Source organism: Burkholderia lata (assembly GCF_000012945.1).
Taxonomy (GTDB): domain Bacteria; phylum Pseudomonadota; class Gammaproteobacteria; order Burkholderiales; family Burkholderiaceae; genus Burkholderia; species Burkholderia lata.
In genome coordinates this window covers 1,309,899-1,326,829 of the sequence record NC_007510.1, presented here as the reverse complement: position 1 = coordinate 1,326,829, position 16,931 = coordinate 1,309,899, and the positions used below count along the sequence as shown (strand labels likewise).

17 protein-coding genes are annotated in these 16,931 nt (G+C 67.2%); 6 read left to right on the top strand and 11 right to left on the bottom strand.

The genetic code is table 11. The features are described from left to right. Positions 1–26: 26 nt before the first annotated feature. The gene (locus tag BCEP18194_RS11965) at positions 27–812 is read right to left on the bottom strand and encodes a class II aldolase/adducin family protein (RefSeq protein WP_041492790.1); all 786 of its coding nucleotides are present in this window, start codon (positions 810–812) and stop codon (positions 27–29) included. A gap of 141 nt (positions 813–953) precedes the next feature. Next, entirely contained in the window at positions 954–1,910 is a 957-nt protein-coding gene (locus BCEP18194_RS11960) for a LysR family transcriptional regulator (RefSeq protein WP_244272940.1), read from the bottom strand. Between the two features lie 211 nt (positions 1,911–2,121). On the opposite strand from BCEP18194_RS11960, the gene BCEP18194_RS11955 reads away from it, so the two are divergent. Next, positions 2,122–3,792, top strand: a complete 1,671-nt coding sequence (locus BCEP18194_RS11955; protein ID WP_011351535.1) for a GMC family oxidoreductase — start codon at positions 2,122–2,124, stop codon at positions 3,790–3,792. 67 nt (positions 3,793–3,859) lie between these two features. Beyond that, a complete protein-coding gene (locus BCEP18194_RS11950; protein WP_011351534.1) occupies positions 3,860–4,807 on the top strand; it encodes an MBL fold metallo-hydrolase in 948 nt (315 codons plus the stop codon). A 46-nt stretch (positions 4,808–4,853) separates the two neighbouring features. Here the strand turns inward: BCEP18194_RS11950 and BCEP18194_RS11945 are convergent, their stop codons facing one another. From BCEP18194_RS11945 to BCEP18194_RS11935, 3 genes are all read right to left on the bottom strand, one after another. After that, the gene (locus tag BCEP18194_RS11945) at positions 4,854–5,417 is read right to left on the bottom strand and encodes a DUF924 family protein (RefSeq protein WP_011351533.1); all 564 of its coding nucleotides are present in this window, start codon (positions 5,415–5,417) and stop codon (positions 4,854–4,856) included. Positions 5,418–5,502: 85 nt separating this feature from the next. Further along, positions 5,503–5,772, bottom strand: coding sequence for a hypothetical protein (locus BCEP18194_RS11940; RefSeq protein ID WP_011351532.1), 270 nt, complete (start codon positions 5,770–5,772; stop codon positions 5,503–5,505). A 25-nt stretch (positions 5,773–5,797) separates the two neighbouring features. Then, positions 5,798–6,115 carry a hypothetical protein gene (locus tag BCEP18194_RS11935; protein WP_011351531.1) on the bottom strand — a complete coding sequence of 106 codons (318 nt, stop codon included), beginning with the start codon at positions 6,113–6,115 and terminating at the stop codon, positions 5,798–5,800. On the opposite strand from BCEP18194_RS11935, the gene BCEP18194_RS41155 reads away from it, so the two are divergent. Beyond that, positions 6,114–6,533, top strand: a complete 420-nt coding sequence (locus BCEP18194_RS41155; RefSeq protein ID WP_157687165.1) for a hypothetical protein — start codon at positions 6,114–6,116, stop codon at positions 6,531–6,533. The genes BCEP18194_RS11935 and BCEP18194_RS41155 overlap by 2 nt on opposite strands. 142 nt (positions 6,534–6,675) lie before the next feature. Here BCEP18194_RS41155 and lpdA read toward each other — a convergent pair whose 3' ends face one another. The 5 genes from lpdA to BCEP18194_RS11910 form a co-directional block, all read right to left on the bottom strand. After that, on the bottom strand, positions 6,676–8,067 hold the full coding sequence (gene lpdA / locus BCEP18194_RS11930; RefSeq protein ID WP_011351529.1) for a dihydrolipoyl dehydrogenase: 1,392 nt from the start codon (positions 8,065–8,067) through the stop codon (positions 6,676–6,678). Between the two features lie 5 nt (positions 8,068–8,072). Next, positions 8,073–9,410, bottom strand: a complete 1,338-nt coding sequence (locus BCEP18194_RS11925; protein ID WP_011351528.1) for a dihydrolipoamide acetyltransferase family protein — start codon at positions 9,408–9,410, stop codon at positions 8,073–8,075. Between the two features lies 1 nt (position 9,411). Next, complete coding sequence (locus BCEP18194_RS11920) at positions 9,412–10,452, bottom strand: alpha-ketoacid dehydrogenase subunit beta (RefSeq protein WP_011351527.1); 1,041 nt, start codon at positions 10,450–10,452, stop codon at positions 9,412–9,414. A 2-nt stretch (positions 10,453–10,454) separates the two neighbouring features. Beyond that, positions 10,455–11,687, bottom strand: a complete 1,233-nt coding sequence (locus BCEP18194_RS11915) for a 3-methyl-2-oxobutanoate dehydrogenase (2-methylpropanoyl-transferring) subunit alpha (protein ID WP_011351526.1) — start codon at positions 11,685–11,687, stop codon at positions 10,455–10,457. Between the two features lie 495 nt (positions 11,688–12,182). Continuing rightward, on the bottom strand, positions 12,183–13,100 hold the full coding sequence (locus BCEP18194_RS11910; protein WP_208860710.1) for an alcohol dehydrogenase catalytic domain-containing protein: 918 nt from the start codon (positions 13,098–13,100) through the stop codon (positions 12,183–12,185). Between the two features lie 198 nt (positions 13,101–13,298). On the opposite strand from BCEP18194_RS11910, the gene BCEP18194_RS11905 reads away from it, so the two are divergent. Beyond that, complete coding sequence (locus tag BCEP18194_RS11905) at positions 13,299–14,273, top strand: LysR family transcriptional regulator (protein ID WP_011351524.1); 975 nt, start codon at positions 13,299–13,301, stop codon at positions 14,271–14,273. An 89-nt stretch (positions 14,274–14,362) separates the two neighbouring features. On the opposite strand, the gene BCEP18194_RS11900 is transcribed toward BCEP18194_RS11905, so the two are convergent. Next, on the bottom strand, positions 14,363–15,073 hold the full coding sequence (locus BCEP18194_RS11900) for a response regulator (RefSeq protein WP_174934982.1): 711 nt from the start codon (positions 15,071–15,073) through the stop codon (positions 14,363–14,365). 374 nt (positions 15,074–15,447) lie between these two features. On the opposite strand from BCEP18194_RS11900, the gene BCEP18194_RS11895 reads away from it, so the two are divergent. Together BCEP18194_RS11895 and BCEP18194_RS11890 are read left to right on the top strand one after the other, a co-directional pair. Further along, positions 15,448–16,086, top strand: coding sequence for an energy transducer TonB (locus BCEP18194_RS11895; protein WP_011351522.1), 639 nt, complete (start codon positions 15,448–15,450; stop codon positions 16,084–16,086). Positions 16,087–16,142: 56 nt separating this feature from the next. Continuing rightward, positions 16,143–16,931, top strand: a complete 789-nt coding sequence (locus BCEP18194_RS11890) for a MotA/TolQ/ExbB proton channel family protein (protein WP_011351521.1) — start codon at positions 16,143–16,145, stop codon at positions 16,929–16,931.

The following is a 16,931-nucleotide window of genomic DNA, read 5'->3' as shown; positions in this document are numbered from 1 at the left end:
CGTCTCCTCGATGATTCGGGCGCCGGTCAGCGCATGTCGCCGCGCTGCACGCGCTGCTTCCACAGCGCCCACGGGCGCTCGACCTGCGTTTCGATGTTGGCACACGCGGTCGCGGCTTCCTGCTCGCTGAGATAGACCACGTCGCCCAGTTGCAGCGCCTCGATCTGCATGCGCGCATTGACTTCCGCATAGACCGCGCGATACACGGCCTGCTTGAGCGTCGGCGCCACCACGGTCGAACCGTGGCCGCGCATCAGCACGAACGCCGCACGGCCGAGCCGCTGCGCCAGTGCCGCGCCGAGCGCGTTGTCTCGCACGAGCAGGTCGGTCGCGTCGCCGGCGGTATCGCGAATCTCGAACACGGGCGTACCCGCGCCGAGAAATCCGCTCATGTGGCACACCGGCCGCAGCGGCGTGCGTTTCGTCACGCTGAACGGCAGCACGGTCGGCGAATGGCTGTGCACGATCGCCTGCACGTCCGGACGCGCCTTGTAGATCTCGCCGTGAATGAAGCGCTCCAGATAGACGGCGCGCCCGCCGGCATTGACCGGCACGCCGTCCAGCGTGAATTCGACGATGTCGTCGATGCCGACGGTACCCGGCGCCATGTTGCGCGCCAGCAGGAAGCGTTGCGGATCCTTGTCATGACGGACGCTGGCATGGCCGAAGGCATCGACGATGCCCTGGTCGAACAGGATGCGGTTCGCGCAGACGAGATCCTCGACGAGCGCGGGGTCCGGCGCATCGGCGGGACGCCCGGCATCGTCCGCATACGCGGCGGCGCCGCCGGACTGAAGATGAAGAGTACACATGGGTCGGCCTGTTTTCGGGTTGACTGGCAGTGCGCACGCCCGCATCGCGTCTCGATGCGGACCGTCAAGCACCCGGCCAGCTTAGAACCGGGCCGACCATAGGTCTATTAGCTATTGATCGCCAAACAGATAGCCCATTGACTATGAATTCGGGATGCCCGCTGCCGCGCCGGGCGACGCGGAATCGACGATGAATTGCACGAGCTCGGCCTGGAACGCCGAGAAGCGCTTGTCGTCGCGATGCACGAGATAGATCGGCACCTTCATCGACAGCTCGGGGCGATCGAGCACGACCAGCTCGCGCCGCTCGACCTCCGCGCGCACCGCCGACGCGAACATGAAGCTCACGCCGAGGTTCTCGCGCACCACGTGCTTCATCGCTTCCGGATGCCCGAGTTCCATCACGACCTTGCGCTGCTCGAGGCCGCGCTCGCGCAGCAGCGCCTCTTCGAGCTCGCGGCGCGGCTGGTGGCGCGGCGTGCTGACGAACGGCACGCCGCGCAGGTCGAGCTCGCGGGCCGGCTGCGCGGCCCACGGGCTCGATGCGCCGCACACGAGCAGCAGTTCGTCCTCCCACACGGGAATGGTCGTCAGCCCGTCGAGATCCTGATTGGCCGCGATCAGGATGACCGCGAAATCGCACCCGCCGACGCGGATCGCATCGACGGCCGCCTGCGGCGTCAGGATCTGCACGGTCACGAGCCCGTCGGGCTGCCGCCGGTGGAACTCGGCGAACAGCGGCGGCAACGCGTACGAGCCGATCGACATCGACGTCGCGACCGCCGCGTTGCCCATTTCACCCTGCTCGAGACCGGCGAGTTCGCGCTCGACCTCGCGCGTGCGCGTGATGACCTCGGTTGCCCATCGATAGATGCGCTCGCCCGCTTCCGTGAGCGCGATGTTGCGGCCGGCGCGCTTCACGAGCGCATAGCCGAGCCGCTTCTCCATGCTACGCACATGCGCGGTCACGACCGGCTGCGCGATGCACAGCCGGTCGGCCGCGCGCGTGACGCTGCCGAGCTCGACCACCGTGCAGAACACCTCGAGCTTCTGAAAAGTGAGATATGAATCGAATCCGCGCACAGTCCCCTCGCCCATAGCCATCCGGGTATCGGATGGCACCGCAATACGTATTGGAAGATATGTTTCAGGTTACGCACAATCGAATGAACCCACAACCGAGAGGCCTGCGTTCAGGCCCACCTGGAGACATCATGGTTCGTTCGACGCCTGTTCCGGCCGGTCGCCGCGCCCCGCGTTCGCGGGTTGCGCCGGCCTGCCCTGCTGCCCGGCACCGCGAGGTGCGGCAATGAAAACCGATTCGTACGACTACGTGATCGTCGGCGCCGGCTCGGCCGGTTGCGCACTCGCCTACCGGCTCGGCGAGGATCCGAACGTCCGCATCCTCGTGATCGAGGCCGGCGAACAGGATCGCTCGCCGTACATCAAGGTGCCGCTGACGTGGGGCCAGATTCTGAAGAACCGGCTGTTCGACTGGGGCTATTTCACCGAGCCGGAAGCCGGCATGGACGGTCGCCGGATCGAGTGCGCGCGCGGCAAGGTGGTGGGCGGCTCGTCGTCGATCAACGGCATGGCCTACGCACGCGGCGCGCGGGAAGACTACGAAGGCTGGGCCGACGAGTTCGGCCTGACCGACTGGTCCTACGACGCGGTGCTGCCGTACTTCAAGCGCTCCGAATCGTGGGAGCGCGGCGAATCGGCGTTGCGCGGCGGTCGCGGCCCGCTGACCGTGATCAAGCTCGACTATCGCGACCCGCTGGTCGGCGGCTTTCTCGACGCGACGCGTGCGTGCGGCTATCCGGAAAACGACGACTACAACGGCGCATCCGTCGAAGGCTTCGGGCCGATGCAGGCCACCATCCGCAACGGCCTGCGCTGCAGCGCCGCGGTCGCCTATCTGCGCCCGGCGCTCGCGCGCGGCAACGTCACGCTGGTGACCGGGGCCCTCGCGAAACGGATCGTGCTCGATACCGACAGCGGTACGCCGCGCGCCATCGCGATCGAGTATCGCCGTGGCGAGTCCGACTACCGCGCCGATGCACGCCGCGAAGTCATCCTCTGCGGCGGCGTGATCAATTCGCCGCAGCTGCTGATGCTCTCCGGCATCGGCGCGGCCGACAGCCTGCGCACGCACGGCATCGCGTCGAAAGTCGAATTGCCCGGCGTGGGCGCCAACCTGCATGACCACATCGTGTTCGACCTGCGCTGGAGCCGCAAGGAACCGGGGCCGCTGCACCGGATGATGCGTGCCGACCGTATCGCGTTCGACGTCGCGCGCACGCTGGCAGGCGGCAACGGCTTCTCGAGTGCGATCCCCGCCGCCGCGCTCGGGCTGGTCCGCAGCCAGCCTCACCTGCCGCTGCCGGACGTGCAGCTGATCCTCGCGGCCGGCGCGATGAACGCCGCGCCGTACTTCGAGCCGTTCAAGCACGCGTATGCCGATTCGTTCGCGATCAAGGGCATTTTCCTCACGCCCGAAAGCCGCGGCCGCGTGTCGCTGAAGTCGGCCGATCCGGCCCAGCACGCGCGGATCGAGCAAAACTTCCTCGCCACCGAGCACGATCGCGTCGCAGCGCGCGAGATGTTCCGGCGCATGCGGGAAATCGGCGCGCAGGCCGGGCTGCGCCCGTTCATCGACGCAGAGATCGCACCGGGCCCGCAGGTCCAGAGCGACGCAGACGTCGACGCCTTCATTCGTCGTGTCGCGATCACCCTTCATCACCCGGTCGGCACGTGCCGCATGGGTCGCGACGACGATCCGGCGGCCGTGGTCGATACGCAGATGCGCGTGCGCGGCGTCGCCGGATTGCGGGTGGTCGACGGCTCGTCGATCCCGCGCATCATCCGCGGGCCGACCAACGCGCTGATCATGACGATGGCCGAACGCGCAGCCGATTTCATGACCGGGAAAGCCATGCCCGTGCCGCAGGCGCAGGTTCGCGCCACCGCACCGATGTAGACCGTCGTGCGCGGGGCAGCACACCACGCCCCGCTTCGATTCATTCCAATTCATTCAGGAGACACCGATGACCCATTCCTGCGGGCATGCGCACTGCCATGCACACATCACGAATGCCGAGCCGCATGCCTTCTCCCTCGCGCTGGGCAACGTCGAAATCATCCGGCTGTACGACACGACGCTGCTCGGCGAAACCGCGCAGAGCTGGCTGCCGGACTTCGACCGCGCACGCGTGGCGGAGCACGAGCATTGGCTCGCGCCGACGCACTACGATCCCGAAAGCGGCCGCATCCCGATGCCCGTGCACAGCTGGATCGTGCGCACCGGCCGGCATACGGTTTTGATCGACAGTTGTATCGGCAACCACAAGGAGCGGCCCGGGCTGCCGGAAATGCACCGGCTGTCGACGCGCTATCTCGACCGGATGCGCGCGCTCGGCATCCAGCCCGAGGAAATCGACTACGTGATGTGCAGCCACCTTCACGCCGATCACGTCGGCTGGAACACGCAACTCATCAACGGTGTCTGGGTGCCGACCTTTCCGAACGCGCGCTACGTGATCTCGCAGGTCGAGCACGATCACCTGGTCCGTGCGATCCGGGGCGAAGGCCCCGCCGGCCCCGCGTGGTTCAGCCCGATGTACAACGACAGCGTGCTGCCCGTGATCGAGGCCGGCCAGGCCACGATGTTCGACGATACCTACGAGCTCGACGACACGTTCCTGATCCGCCACGCACCGGGCCATTCTCCCGGCCACGTGCGCATCGAGCTGACGTCGCAGGGCTCGCGCGGCGTGTTCAGCGGCGACATGCTGCACTCGCCGATCCAGATCCCGTTCTGGCAATGGAGCAGCAAGGTCTGCGACGACCGCCAGCTCGCCGCGAAGAGTCGCTTCGAATTGCTCGCGCATTGCGTCGAGCACGGCGCACTGCTGCTGCCCGGTCATTTCGAGGCGCCGCATGCGGGGCATATCGTCGACACGGCCGGCTCGTTCGGCATCGAGTTCCTGCGCTGACGCACGCATGGCCGCCGCGGCGGCCATGCTGCGCGAACCGGTGTGCTCATCCGGCGAACCCGCCTTCCGCGAGAAAGCGCGCCTCGTCGCGCGTCGTCTCGCGGCCGAGCAGCGGGTTGCGATGCGGAAAGCGGCCGAAGCGCGCGACGATGTCCCGGTGTCGCCTCGCGTGCGACAGCCACGGCTGGCCGAGCCTGCCGTTCAGTTCGACCGAAATCCGCTGGTCGTCGAGGTTTTCCGAATGCGCGAACGGCAGGCAGAAGAACAGGCGCAGCGGCCGCTCGACATGCGCCATCTGGCCGTGCTCGTATGCATGCGTCGCGAACTGCCGCGCCAGCGCGTCGGTCGCGTACATCTGCGCGGTGCCGCGAAACGCATTGCGCGGAAACTGGTCGGTAAGCAACAGCAGCGCGAGCGTTCCGTACGGCGTCGACAGCCAGTCGTCGAATTCGCGCCTTGCAGCGGCCAGATGCGTGTCGAGAAAACGCTCTCGAAAGCGGCAATCGAAATCGGGATGCTTGGCAAACCATTGCGCAGGCCCCGCATCGCGCCAGAACGCAACGACATCCCGGGCCGGCGGCGCAGCAAGCAAAGGCGTATCGCGCTTCATGGGAAATGGATCAGTGACGGGCGGAAAGAAACCGGTCGACGACGACGGACGCGCGATCGTGCGCGGCGCGTCGTCGCCGTTCGGTTCAGGCGCGCTGAAGCAGCAGCGCGGCAGCCACGGCAATCGCGGCCGGCACACCGAATACGATCACGAGGATCGGCAGTTCCTCACGTACGCCGTAGCCGGCCCGCTGCACGCCGATCCACAGATTGACCAGCGACAGGCCGAGCCAGACCGGCACGAACGCCTTCGCGGCGAACGCGAGCGAGGCCGCCTGCGTGCCCCACAACTGCCCGAACAACACGAACACGGCCAGCAACAGAACACCGGCGACGATCGTCCAGAGCGTATGCATCATGTTCTCCTGTCACGCGAACGGCTCACGCCTGTCCGATGTCGAGTCGCGCAATCCGGCCTTCGCCGTCGATGTGAAACTTGAAGTACGTGCGGAACGTGCCCCAGCGGTCCGAATGAAACTGGCCGTAGATGTCGAGGCCGTCGTTCTCGACGCGATCGATCGACGTGAAGCGCTCGGAACCGATCGCATCGCGGTTGAACGCGTGCAGGTCGCGTGGCCGGCCGTCGTCGTACAGCGTCGCGCCGGGTGCGAACAGCGCGGCCCAGCCGGCACCGTCGCCTTGCTGCAACGCGTCGATCGCACGCCGCACGACAGGATGATGAAGCGAGTCGGTCTTCATGTTGCAGATCCTCGATGACTTTGAAGGAAGAAGAAAACGGCGGTGCCGTTCCGGGCTGTTGCGTTTCCCGGTGCGCTCCGTGTGCATGCCCGGCTGCAGCAGGTCCGGCCGCGTGCTCACGCGGTTTCGGCAATGCCCAGCCGAGCGCCACAATGCACCGCGTCATTCCGACGACCAGGAAGCGGCAATCGGCTTCGAAGCAACGCTTCGGATAGCTATGCAGATAGGGATGTCGATCGAGTGTAGCCGAGCGGCCGCGATGGAAGAAACGGGTGCCGCGGAGATGAACTATCCACGATTCACTAACAATCCGATTGCCGAACGTCGCCGCATCGGCGTGACCGGCTTGCGCGACGCCGGGCGTCGCCAATCATCGGATGAAAGTCGGTCGACGGCTGTAGCGTGTGTCGACTTCTAGAGACGCGTCGGACGGCGTCGCGCCGACCGAGGTCAAGGGTTGAACGGCATCTCCCGCCACCTGTCAGGCGGGAAATGCACGGAGCCGCACCGATACCCGCATCGCCTATCGGTGCGGCCCGTTGTGTCACGCGTGCTGCACGTCAGACGTGCAACGCGTGCCCGAGCGCACGCAGCGCGGCTTCCTGCAGTGCTTCGCCGAGCGTCGGGTGCGCATGGATCGTGCCGCCGATGTCCTCCAGTCGCGCGCCCATCTCCAGCGACTGCGAGAACGCCGCGGCCAGCTCCGACACGCCGCGCCCGACCGCCTGCCAGCCGACGATCAGGTGGTTGTCGCGTCGCGCGACGACGCGCACGAAGCCGTCGGTCGCCTGCAGCGTCATCGCGCGCCCGTTCGCCGCGAACGGGAACGACGCGCTCACGCAATCGACATCGGCCGCACGCGCGTCATCCGGCGACCAGCCGGCCGTGACGATCTCCGGGTCGGTGAAGCACACGGCCGGGATCGACGCGGGCATGAACTTGCGGCGCTTGCCGGCGATCAGCTCGGCCACCATCTCGCCCTGCGCCATCGCGCGATGCGCGAGCATCGGCTCGCCGGCCACGTCGCCGATCGCCCAGACGTTGCGCATCGACGTCCGGCATTCGTCGTCGATCCACAGCGCGCGACCGTTGCGATCGAGCGGCAGCGACTCGAGCCCGAAGCCGTCGACCCGCGGCCGGCGGCCGACCGCAACCAGCACGCGATCGGCCTGCAGCGTCTGCTCCGCGCCATCCGCGGCCTGCACGCGCACCGCGCCGTGTTCCGCGGGCCCGAGCACCTTGTGGCCGAGCAACAGCCGCACGCCGAGCCGCGCGAGCGAATCGGCGACCGGCCGCACGAGTTCGGCATCGTACGCGGGCAACACGCGCTCCGCCGCTTCGACGACGCTGACGTCGACGCCGAGCTTGCGATAGACGATCCCGAGTTCGAGCCCGATATACCCGGCCCCGACGACGACCAGCCGCTTCGGCAACGTCTCGGGCGACAGCGCCTCGGTGGACGACACGACATGCCCGCCGAACGGCATCGACGGCAGCGCGACCGGTTCGGAGCCGGTCGCGAGCAACAGGTGCTCGCAGCTGATTCGCGTCGTGTGGCCGCCGGCGACGACGTCGACGGTCTTGCCGTCGACCACCTGCGCGTCGCCGTGCAGCACGCGCACGCCGTTCTTCTTGAGCAGCGCGCCGACCCCGCGCGTCAGCCGGTCGACGATGCCGTCCTTCCAGGCGACGCTTTTCCCGATGTCGATCTCGGGCGTGCGCACGCGGATTCCGAGCGCGCCCTCGCCCGCGTGGCCGCGGGCCTGTTCGAATGCGTCGGCCACGTGGATCAGCGCCTTCGACGGAATGCAGCCGATGTTCAGGCACGTGCCGCCGAGCCGGTCGCGCTCGACGAGCACGGTCGGAATGCCGAGCTGGCCGGCGCGAATCGCGGCGACGTAGCCGCCCGGGCCGCCGCCAATCACGAGCAGCGTGGTATGTTCATTCTTCATCGCGCTCACTCCACGAACAGCAGTGCCGGGCGCTCGAGCACCGCGCGCACGGCCTGGATGAATTCGGCTGCGTCCGCGCCATCGACGACGCGATGGTCGAACGACGACGACAGGTTCATCATCTTGCGTGCGACGACCGCGCCGTCGCGGATCATCGGCCGCTCGACGATGCGGTTCACGCCGACGATGCCGACTTCAGGATGATTGATGACCGGTGTCGACACGATGCCGCCGAGCGCGCCGAGGCTCGAGATCGTGATCGTCGAGCCGCTCAGCTCGTCGCGCTGCGCACGGTTCGCGCGCACTGCGTCGGCGAGCCGCGCGATTTCGGCGGAAATCGACCACACGTCGCGCGCTTCGGCATGACGCAGCACGGGCACCGTGAGGCCGCCGTCCGTCTGCGTCGCGACGCCCATGTGCACCGCGCCGTAGCGCGTGACGACACCCGCTTCGTCGTCGAAACGCGCGTTGATCTGCGGAAAGTCGCGCAACGCGATCACCATCGCGCGGATCAGCAACGGCAGCGGCGTGAGCTTGCCGCGCGTGTCGCCGTAGCGGCGGTTCAGATCCGTACGCAGCGATTCGAGCTCGGTGACGTCGATCTCCTCGACGTAGCTGAAGTGCGGAATGCGGCGCTTCGCTTCCTGCATCTTGCGTGCGATCGCTCGCCGCAAGCCGATCACCGGCACTTCGGTTTCATCGTTGCGTTCGCCGTAGCCGTGCGCATGCGCGCCACGCGATCCGCGCGCCGCCCCGCTGCCGGATCCTGCATACGCATCGAGATCCGCGTGCAGGATCCGCCCTGCTTCACCGGTGCCGCGCACGTAGCGCAGCTCGACGCCCATGTCCCACGCGCGCTGGCGCACGGCCGGCGACGCGAGCGGCCGTTCACCCGGCGCGAGCGCCGCGCGCGGCGGCTCGACGCGCTCCGCGTGCTCGGCATGCTTCGCGCGACGCGGCTCCGCCGGTGCGTGCTTCGGCGCCGGCTTGGCGGACGATTCCGCCGCCGCGTCGGCCACCGCCTTCGACGGCGCTGCCGCGACCGGTGCGGTTGCTACCTTTGATTCCCGCACCGGTGCGCCGGCCTTCAGGTTGCCGTCGCCTTCGACCTCAAGGCGAATCAGCTCGCTGCCGACCGCCATCATCTCGCCGATCCGGCCGCCGAGTTCGATCACCTTGCCCGTCACCGGCGACGGAATCTCGACCGCCGCCTTGTCGGTCATCACATCGGCGAGCGGCTGGTCTTCCTTGATCGTCTGCCCGACTTCCACGTGCCAGGCCACCAGCTCGACCTCGGCAATCCCTTCGCCGATATCCGGCATCTTGATGACATGAATCCCCATCTCACGCCTCCATCACGCGTCGCAACGCTTCACCGACCCGGGCCGGGCCCGGAAAGTACGCCCACTCCTGCGCATGCGGATACGGCGTATCCCAGCCCGTCGTGCGCTCGACCGGCGCCTCGAGGTGGTAGAAGCAATGTTCCTGGACCAGCGCTACCAGTTCCGCACCATAACCGCAGGTGCGCGTCGCCTCGTGCACCACGACGCAGCGGCCGGTCTTGCGCACCGACGCGACGATCGTGTCGAGGTCGAGCGGCCACAGCGTGCGCAGGTCGATCACCTCCGCATCGATGCCCGTCTCCTCGGCCGCGGCGAGCGACACGTGTACCGTCGTGCCGTAGGTCAGCACCGTCACGTCGTTGCCGGGCCGCACCACGGCGGCCGTATCGAGCGGCACCGTGTAGTAGCCCTCGGGCACCGCGCTGGCCGGATGCTTGAGCCACGACGTGACCGGCCGGTCGTGATGGCCGTCGAACGGCCCGTTGTACAGCCGTTTCGGTTCGAGGAAGATCACCGGATCGTCGTTCTCGATCGATGCAATCAGCAACCCCTTCGCGTCGTACGGATTCGACGGCATCACCGTGCGCAGCCCGCACACCTGCGTGAACATCGCCTCCGGGCTCTGGCTGTGCGTCTGGCCGCCGTAGATGCCGCCGCCGCAGGGCATGCGGATCGTCATCGGCGCGATGAACTGGCCGGCCGAGCGATAGCGCAGCCGCGCGCCTTCCGACACGATCTGGTCGGATGCCGGATAGAAATAGTCGGCGAACTGGATCTCGCACACCGGGCGCAGCCCGTATGCGCCCATCCCCACCGCCGCGCCGACGATCCCGCTTTCCGAGATCGGCGCATCGAACACGCGCGACTTGCCGTATTTGTTCTGCAGTCCTTCGGTACAGCGGAATACCCCGCCGAAATAACCGACGTCCTGCCCGAACACGACCACGTCGCTGTCGCGCCCGAGCATCACGTCCATCGCCGAGCGCAGCGCCTGGATCATCGTCATCGGCTGCGTTGCAGTGCCTGTCTCTTGTTGCGCCATGATCACGCTCCCAGTTCCTGGCGCTGACGGCGCAGGTGCGCGGGCAGCTCCTTGTACACGTCGTCGAACATCGACGCCGGCGACGGAATCCGGTCGTCGGCCAGCGTGCCGTATTTCTCCGCTTCCTTCTGCGCGGCGATCACCTCGGCCTCGAGCTCGGCCGTCAACGCTTCGTGCGCGCCGTCGGACCAGATGCCCTTGACGATCAGGTGGCGCTTGAAGCGCTCGATCGGATCGCCGAGCGGGAAATGGGACCAGTCGTCGCTCGGCCGGTACTTGGTCGGATCGTCCGACGTCGAGTGCGCGCCCGCACGGTAGGTCACCCACTCGATCAGCGTCGGGCCAAGGTTGCGGCGCGCGCGTTCGGCCGCCCAGCTCGACGCCGCGTAGATCGCGAGGAAGTCGTTGCCGTCGACGCGCAGCGACGCGATCCCGCAGCCGACGCCGCGACCGGCGAAGGTCGTGCCTTCGCCGCCCGCGATCGCCTGGAACGTCGAGATCGCCCACTGGTTGTTGACGACGTTCAGCACGACCGGCGCGCGGTACACGTGCGCGAACGTGAGCGCGGTGTGGAAGTCGGATTCGGCCGTCGCGCCGTCGCCGATCCACGCGGACGCGATCTTCGTGTCGCCCTTGATCGCCGACGCCATCGCCCAGCCGACCGCCTGGATGAACTGCGTCGCGAGGTTGCCGGAAATGGAGAAAAAGCCGGCTTCGCGGTCCGAGTACATCACGGGGAGCTGGCGGCCTTTCAGCGGGTCGCCTTCGTTCGACATCAGCTGGCAGATCATTCGCTCGAGCGATACGTCGCGCGCGATCAGGATGCTCTGCTGGCGGTAGGTCGGGAAGCACATGTCACCGTCGCGCAGCGCCATCGCGTGCGCGGTGCCGATCGCCTCTTCGCCGAGGCTCAACATGTAGAAGGAGATTTTCTTCTGACGCTGCGCGATCATCATGCGCGCGTCGAAAATGCGGGTCTTGAGCATCGCGCGCAGGCCGGCGATCAGCCGCGCATCGTCGAGATCCGGTGCCCACGGGCCGACGGCCTTGCCGCTGTCGTCGAGCACGCGCACGAGGCTGCGGGCGAGATCGGCGGTGTCCGCCGCGGCTACGTCGATCGGCGGGCGGCGAACGGCACCGGCCGGCGATAGATGCAGATAGGAAAAGTCCGTCTTGCAGCCCGGGCGCCCGGTGGGCTCCGGCACATGCAGACGCAATGGCTCTGACAGGCTCATCGTGTCGTCTCCACGCTCGATTGTGTCTCACGCTGATTAGGAACGCGCGACCGGTTGCCGGCCTGCGCGCTGACTGGCGTGCGGATAGGCACGTCAATCTTTTAAATTTAGGCAATATGGGGCCAGCCGTCGATGACCAACCCGCTCGACCGCGGTGAGCAGATTTGCCATGTCGGGGGCCGGAGCCCGCCGCGCGGGCGCCAGCCGGGGGCCCGGCGTGGCCGTGCCGGGGGCGAACCGGGGCCTGACGGGAATTCACGGAGCCCGTCGCGGCCGCGGCCGGGCGAGGGCCAGCCGCGCCGGTCGACGCCGGCGTGCCGCGCCCGATCGGGCGGCAGTCGATATCAGGGGGATGTCGATCGTGAGCGAGCCTGGCCGATCGATGTGACCACTCCGATCACCGTGCGGAGGCGGATGCGGATGCGGCGCGCGGCGAGTCGGCCACGCGCGCTTGCCGGGAGAGGCGTCCCCGCCTCCCCCGGGCACCTTTGAGCGTCAGTGGCTCTGCGCGGGCGTGAATACGCCGCGAAAGCGCATCTTCCCGGACGCGAGGCGGTCATAGGCTTCAGTCGCCTGGTCCAGCGAGAACGTCTCGACGATCGGTTTGACCTTGCCTTTGGCGGCGAGGTCCAGCACTTCGCTCAGGTAGCGCAAGCCGCCATGCGTGGAGCCGATGACCTGCTGGCGCATCATGTGGAACGGCTTGCGCTGCGACGCGATCGAGAACGGCTTGCTGAAGTCGAGCCCGCAGAGGATCACCCGGCCGTCGACCCGCACGCCCGTCATGGCCTCCTCTGCAGTACTGAACTCGTTGGTCGTGACCAGCAGGACATCCGCGCCGCCCAGGTCGCGCAGCGCCGCGCCGTTTTCGACGACCCGGTCCGCGCCCAGCCCGATGGCGAGGTCGCGCTTGTCGGCCGAATGCGTGATCGCGATGGTTTCGAAGCCGCACGCGCGGGACAGTTGCAGCGCCACGTGCCCCAGTCCGCCGATGCCGAGCACGGCGACCTTCTCGTGCGGTTGCGGCGCCGCGTCGCGCAAGCCGCTCCACGTCGTGTAGCCCGCGCACATCATCGGCGCGGCATCGACATAGGCCAGTGCATCGGGCAGCAGCACCGTGCCCTCGGCCGCGACGGCAATGTACTCCGCGTGCCCGCCTTGCGACGCGAACCCGGTGGTCCGCGGCGCATCGCAATTCACGGCCGTCTGGCCGGACAGCGGACGATGCTCGCGACAGTACGGGCAGCGCCCGCACGCGGACTGCACCCACGTCGTGCCGATCCGGTCGCCCACCCGGCGCGCATGCACGCCCGCGCCCACTTCGACGATTTCGCCGACCACCTCGTGGCCGGGTGTCTGCGGGTAAATGTCGCCACCGAACCCCTGCGTGGCCCAGACGTCCGTGTAGCACATCCCGGACGCGTGCACCTTCACCAGCACCTGCCCCGGCCCGGCTACCGGTACCGCCACTTCCTGCACTTCCCAGGGCCGATTGGCCCCGGTCATCACGATCGCCTTCATCTTCATTGCCTGCTCCTTGTTCAACCGTACGCAGGGCCTAGTCTAGAAAAGGCGCATTATCATGACAATCTCGCCAATCTTTACGTGAAGATGAACTCTGCTCATCAATTGAAAACCGGCGATCTCTTCTCGCTCAACGTGTTCCTCGCCGCGGCCACGCACCTCAGCTTTCGCGCGGCATCGATCGAGCTCGACGTCACGCCGTCGGCAATCAGTCATTCGATCAAGAGCCTCGAGCAGCGCCTGGGCGTTCGCCTGTTCAATCGCACCACGCGCAGCGTGTCGTTGACGGACGCCGGCGAGCGGCTCGTCGACAAGCTCCGCCCGGCGATCTCGTCGGTTGCGGAGGCGATGCTCGCGGTCGACGGGATGCGCGACACGCCCAGCGGCACCGTGCGCATCAACGCGAGCGAAGGGGCGATCCGCCTCGTGCTGAAGCCGGTGCTCGCGCGCTTCCTGCGCGACTACCCGCAGGTCCACCTCGACATCGTGACGGACGGCAGGCTCGGCGACATCGTCGCCGGTGGATTCGACGCGGGGATCCGGCTGGCCGAAGCCGTGCCGCAGGACATGATCGCGGTGCGCGTGTCCGATCCGGTGCGGTTCGCCGCCGTCGCGTCGCCCGCTTATTTCGCCGCGCATGGCCGCCCCGACGTACCGCAGGATCTGGAGCGGCACGCCTGCATCCGCTTTCGCTTCGATAGCGGTGCGATCTACCGCTGGGAGTTCGAGCGCCGCGGTGTCGTCGAAACGGTGAACGTCAGCGGCCCGCTCACGCTGACCGACCAGCCGCTGATGGTCGATGCCGCGATCGACGGCATCGGAATTGCGTTCGTGCCCGATCATCTCGTTCACGATGCGCTGGCCGATGGGCGTCTCGAACGCGTGCTGGCCGACTGGTGTCCGGTCATGCCGGGGCTGTGCCTGTATTACCCCGGTCATCGCCATGTTTCCGGAGGGCTGCGGGCGCTGATCGACAGGGTTCGGATTCCGTCGCCCGATGCCAATCGAGCGCCTTCGCAACCGGCACGGCGCCGCAAAGGCAGGAAACCCGCGAGCGATTGATCGGGTCGATGATGGCGGTGCCGGCACACAGCCCACCGCGCTGCTTGCATCGCATGCCGACGATCGGCTGCAACGATCAGCACGCACACCTAACGATGCCCGACATCCAGCATGTAGCCTTCCCCGCGAATCGTGCGAATCAGGCGCGGCTCCTTGATGTCCTCGCGCAGCTTCTGACGCAAGCGTGAGATCTGCACGTCGATGCTGCGGTCGAACGTGTCGATCGACTTGCCGCGCGCGGTATCCATCAGGTACTCGCGGCTCAGTACTCGCCCCGGCGCGGCGAGGAACGCATTGAGCAGGCGAAATTCCGCGTTCGACAATGGAATGACCGTGTTGTCGGCCGCAATCAGGTGGCGGCCGATCTGGTGAAGCCGCCATCCGGCGAAGCGGCTTTCCTCCTGCGCCCTCGTGCGGCCTTGCGTTTGCGCGCGCACGCGGCGCAGGATCGTCTGGATGCGCGCGACCAGTTCACGCGGTTCGAACGGCTTGACGATATAGTCGTCGGCGCCGAGTTCCAGTCCGACGATCCGGTCGGTCATCTCGCCGCGCGCGGTCAGGATGATCAACGGAATCTCGGAGGTCGCACGAATCTCGCGGCAGAGATTGAGGCCGTCGTCGTCCGGCAGCATCAGGTCGAGCACCACGAGATCGAAGCCGCCCTCCCCGAGCGCGAGATGCATTTCCGCACCGGTGCCGGCTTGCGCGGTCGTCATGCCGAAGTCTGCAAGGCAGTCGCACAACAGGCTGCGAATCTGCGAGTCGTCGTCGACGACGAGAATACGAATCGCTTTGTTCACGGCGTCTTGTCTCCGATGTTGCGGCGGTGAGATGTCCCCCGCACTCATTATTGCCCGCCAATATAAGGGCTTTTTGCACGAATTGTTGCAGCGTTGAAATAATTGCCCCGGCACCTTGCCCTACAAGGTCATCGGGAAAAATCGGGATGCCTGACGAGCATTCACGTCATGGATAACCCGCCCGGTATTTTCCCGAACAGACGCCGCCGAGCATCGTCCGCCTTCACCGCCCCGTCTGGTTTCCCGACTCCCGCCGCAACCCTGCCCATCCGGAAAGACTTTGTATCAGCGCCGATACAAAGCCGATATGAACCAGAAATGCCCGGGTCTTAACGTGGCTCCCAGGTCATATCGAGGCAGGAGACACGCGGGCCATGAACTACGCACAACCCAAGCCACCTGTCCGGCGCATTGGCGGCATCGCCTTCGTGGTCGGATTGCATGCGGTGATCGTCTACGCATTGCTCACCGGTCTCGCGACGAAAGTCGTGGACGTGATTCGTCAGCCGATCGAGACGCGCATCATCGAAGAGATCAAGCCGCCGCCCCCTCCACCACCGCCACCGAAGCAGATCGCCCCGCCGCCGCCGAAGCACGTCGCGCCACCGCCGCCATTCGTGCCGCCTCCGGAAGTGCGCGTCGCGGCACCTCCGTCGGCGAACGCGATCACTACGCAGTCGACCACGCCCGCGCCGTCGGCCCCCGTCGCGCCGCCTGCACCGCCCGCCGCTGCAGCGCCGGTGTCGACGAGCGTCGGCGTGGTGTGTCCCAACTCGACGCAGGTGCGCGCCGCCATTCGCTATCCGCGTGAAGCGCTCAAGGACAACCTGACCGGCGACGTCGTCGTGACATTCGTGGTCGGCACCGACGGCAACGTCAAGGACCTGAGCGTGACCCAGTCGGCCGCGCCCGTGCTCGACCGGGCCGCGGAAAACGCCGTGCGGCAGTTCCACTGCGTCGCACAGGGCGAGGAAGTCCGCGTGCAGGTGCCCTTCTCTTTCAAGCTCGATTGAGGCTGCGCTCGACAGCCGTTCCCTTTCTACTTGCCAACGCATTTCAGGAGACGTTCATGATCAACCGTACCCGCAAGGCCGCCCTGGTGACGGCACTGTTCCTCGCGGCCAGCGCCGCCCACGCCGCCACCGATACGGTGACGAATCCCTACGGCCTCGACGCGCTCTGGAAAGGCGGGGATTTCATCGCACGAGGCACGCTGCTCATCCTGGTCGTCATGTCGATGGGCAGCTGGTACATCATCGTCGCGAAACTGCTCGAGCAAGCGCGTGTCCTGCGCCGCGCGAAGGCAGCGGAAACGGGTTTCTGGAAAGCGGGCAGTCTCAGCGAAGGCACGAAGAAACTGGACACCGGCAGCCCGTTCCGCTTCATCGCCGAAACAGGTCTCGCGGCATTCGACCATCACGAAGGCGCGCTGGTCGAACAGGTCGACCTCAACCAGTGGGTCGCGGCGGCCATCGAGCGGGCGACCACGTCCGTCTCGAGCCGCCTGCAGGACGGCCTCGCGTTTCTCGGCACCGTCGGCTCGACCGCGCCGTTCATCGGACTGTTCGGCACGGTGTGGGGCATCTATCACGCGCTGACTGCGATCGGCATCGCGGGCCAGGCCTCCATCGACAAGGTCGCGGGGCCGGTCGGCGAAGCGCTGATCATGACCGCGATCGGCCTGGCCGTCGCGGTGCCCGCCGTGCTCGGCTACAACTGGCTCGTGCGCCGCAACAAGGCGGTGATGGAGCGCGTGCGCGGGTTTTCGACGGAATTGCACATCGTCCTCCTGACCGGCACGACCACGGCCGCCGCCGCCGCCGCGACCAAGGCCGCCGCCCTCACCCGCGTGGGGTAA

Bases quoted from the DNA above. Each gene is read 5' to 3' on its own strand.
- BCEP18194_RS11965 (WP_041492790.1), bottom strand. From the start codon at position 812: ATGTGTACTCTTCATCTTCAGTCCGGCGGCGCCGCCGCGTATGCGGAC.
- BCEP18194_RS11960 (WP_244272940.1), bottom strand. From the start codon at position 1,910: ATGGGCGAGGGGACTGTGCGCGGATTCGATTCATATCTCACTTTTCAG.
- BCEP18194_RS11955 (WP_011351535.1), top strand. From the start codon at position 2,122: ATGAAAACCGATTCGTACGACTACGTGATCGTCGGCGCCGGCTCGGCC.
- BCEP18194_RS11950 (WP_011351534.1), top strand. From the start codon at position 3,860: ATGACCCATTCCTGCGGGCATGCGCACTGCCATGCACACATCACGAAT.
- BCEP18194_RS11945 (WP_011351533.1), bottom strand. From the start codon at position 5,417: ATGAAGCGCGATACGCCTTTGCTTGCTGCGCCGCCGGCCCGGGATGTC.
- BCEP18194_RS11940 (WP_011351532.1), bottom strand. From the start codon at position 5,772: ATGCATACGCTCTGGACGATCGTCGCCGGTGTTCTGTTGCTGGCCGTG.
- BCEP18194_RS41155 (WP_157687165.1), top strand. From the start codon at position 6,114: ATGTTGCAGATCCTCGATGACTTTGAAGGAAGAAGAAAACGGCGGTGC.
- BCEP18194_RS11935 (WP_011351531.1), bottom strand. From the start codon at position 6,115: ATGAAGACCGACTCGCTTCATCATCCTGTCGTGCGGCGTGCGATCGAC.
- lpdA (WP_011351529.1), bottom strand. From the start codon at position 8,067: ATGAAGAATGAACATACCACGCTGCTCGTGATTGGCGGCGGCCCGGGC.
- BCEP18194_RS11925 (WP_011351528.1), bottom strand. From the start codon at position 9,410: ATGGGGATTCATGTCATCAAGATGCCGGATATCGGCGAAGGGATTGCC.
- BCEP18194_RS11920 (WP_011351527.1), bottom strand. From the start codon at position 10,452: ATGGCGCAACAAGAGACAGGCACTGCAACGCAGCCGATGACGATGATC.
- BCEP18194_RS11915 (WP_011351526.1), bottom strand. From the start codon at position 11,687: ATGAGCCTGTCAGAGCCATTGCGTCTGCATGTGCCGGAGCCCACCGGG.
- BCEP18194_RS11910 (WP_208860710.1), bottom strand. From the start codon at position 13,100: ATGTGCTACACGGACGTCTGGGCCACGCAGGGGTTCGGTGGCGACATT.
- BCEP18194_RS11905 (WP_011351524.1), top strand. From the start codon at position 13,299: ATGAACTCTGCTCATCAATTGAAAACCGGCGATCTCTTCTCGCTCAAC.
- BCEP18194_RS11895 (WP_011351522.1), top strand. From the start codon at position 15,448: ATGAACTACGCACAACCCAAGCCACCTGTCCGGCGCATTGGCGGCATC.
- BCEP18194_RS11890 (WP_011351521.1), top strand. From the start codon at position 16,143: ATGATCAACCGTACCCGCAAGGCCGCCCTGGTGACGGCACTGTTCCTC.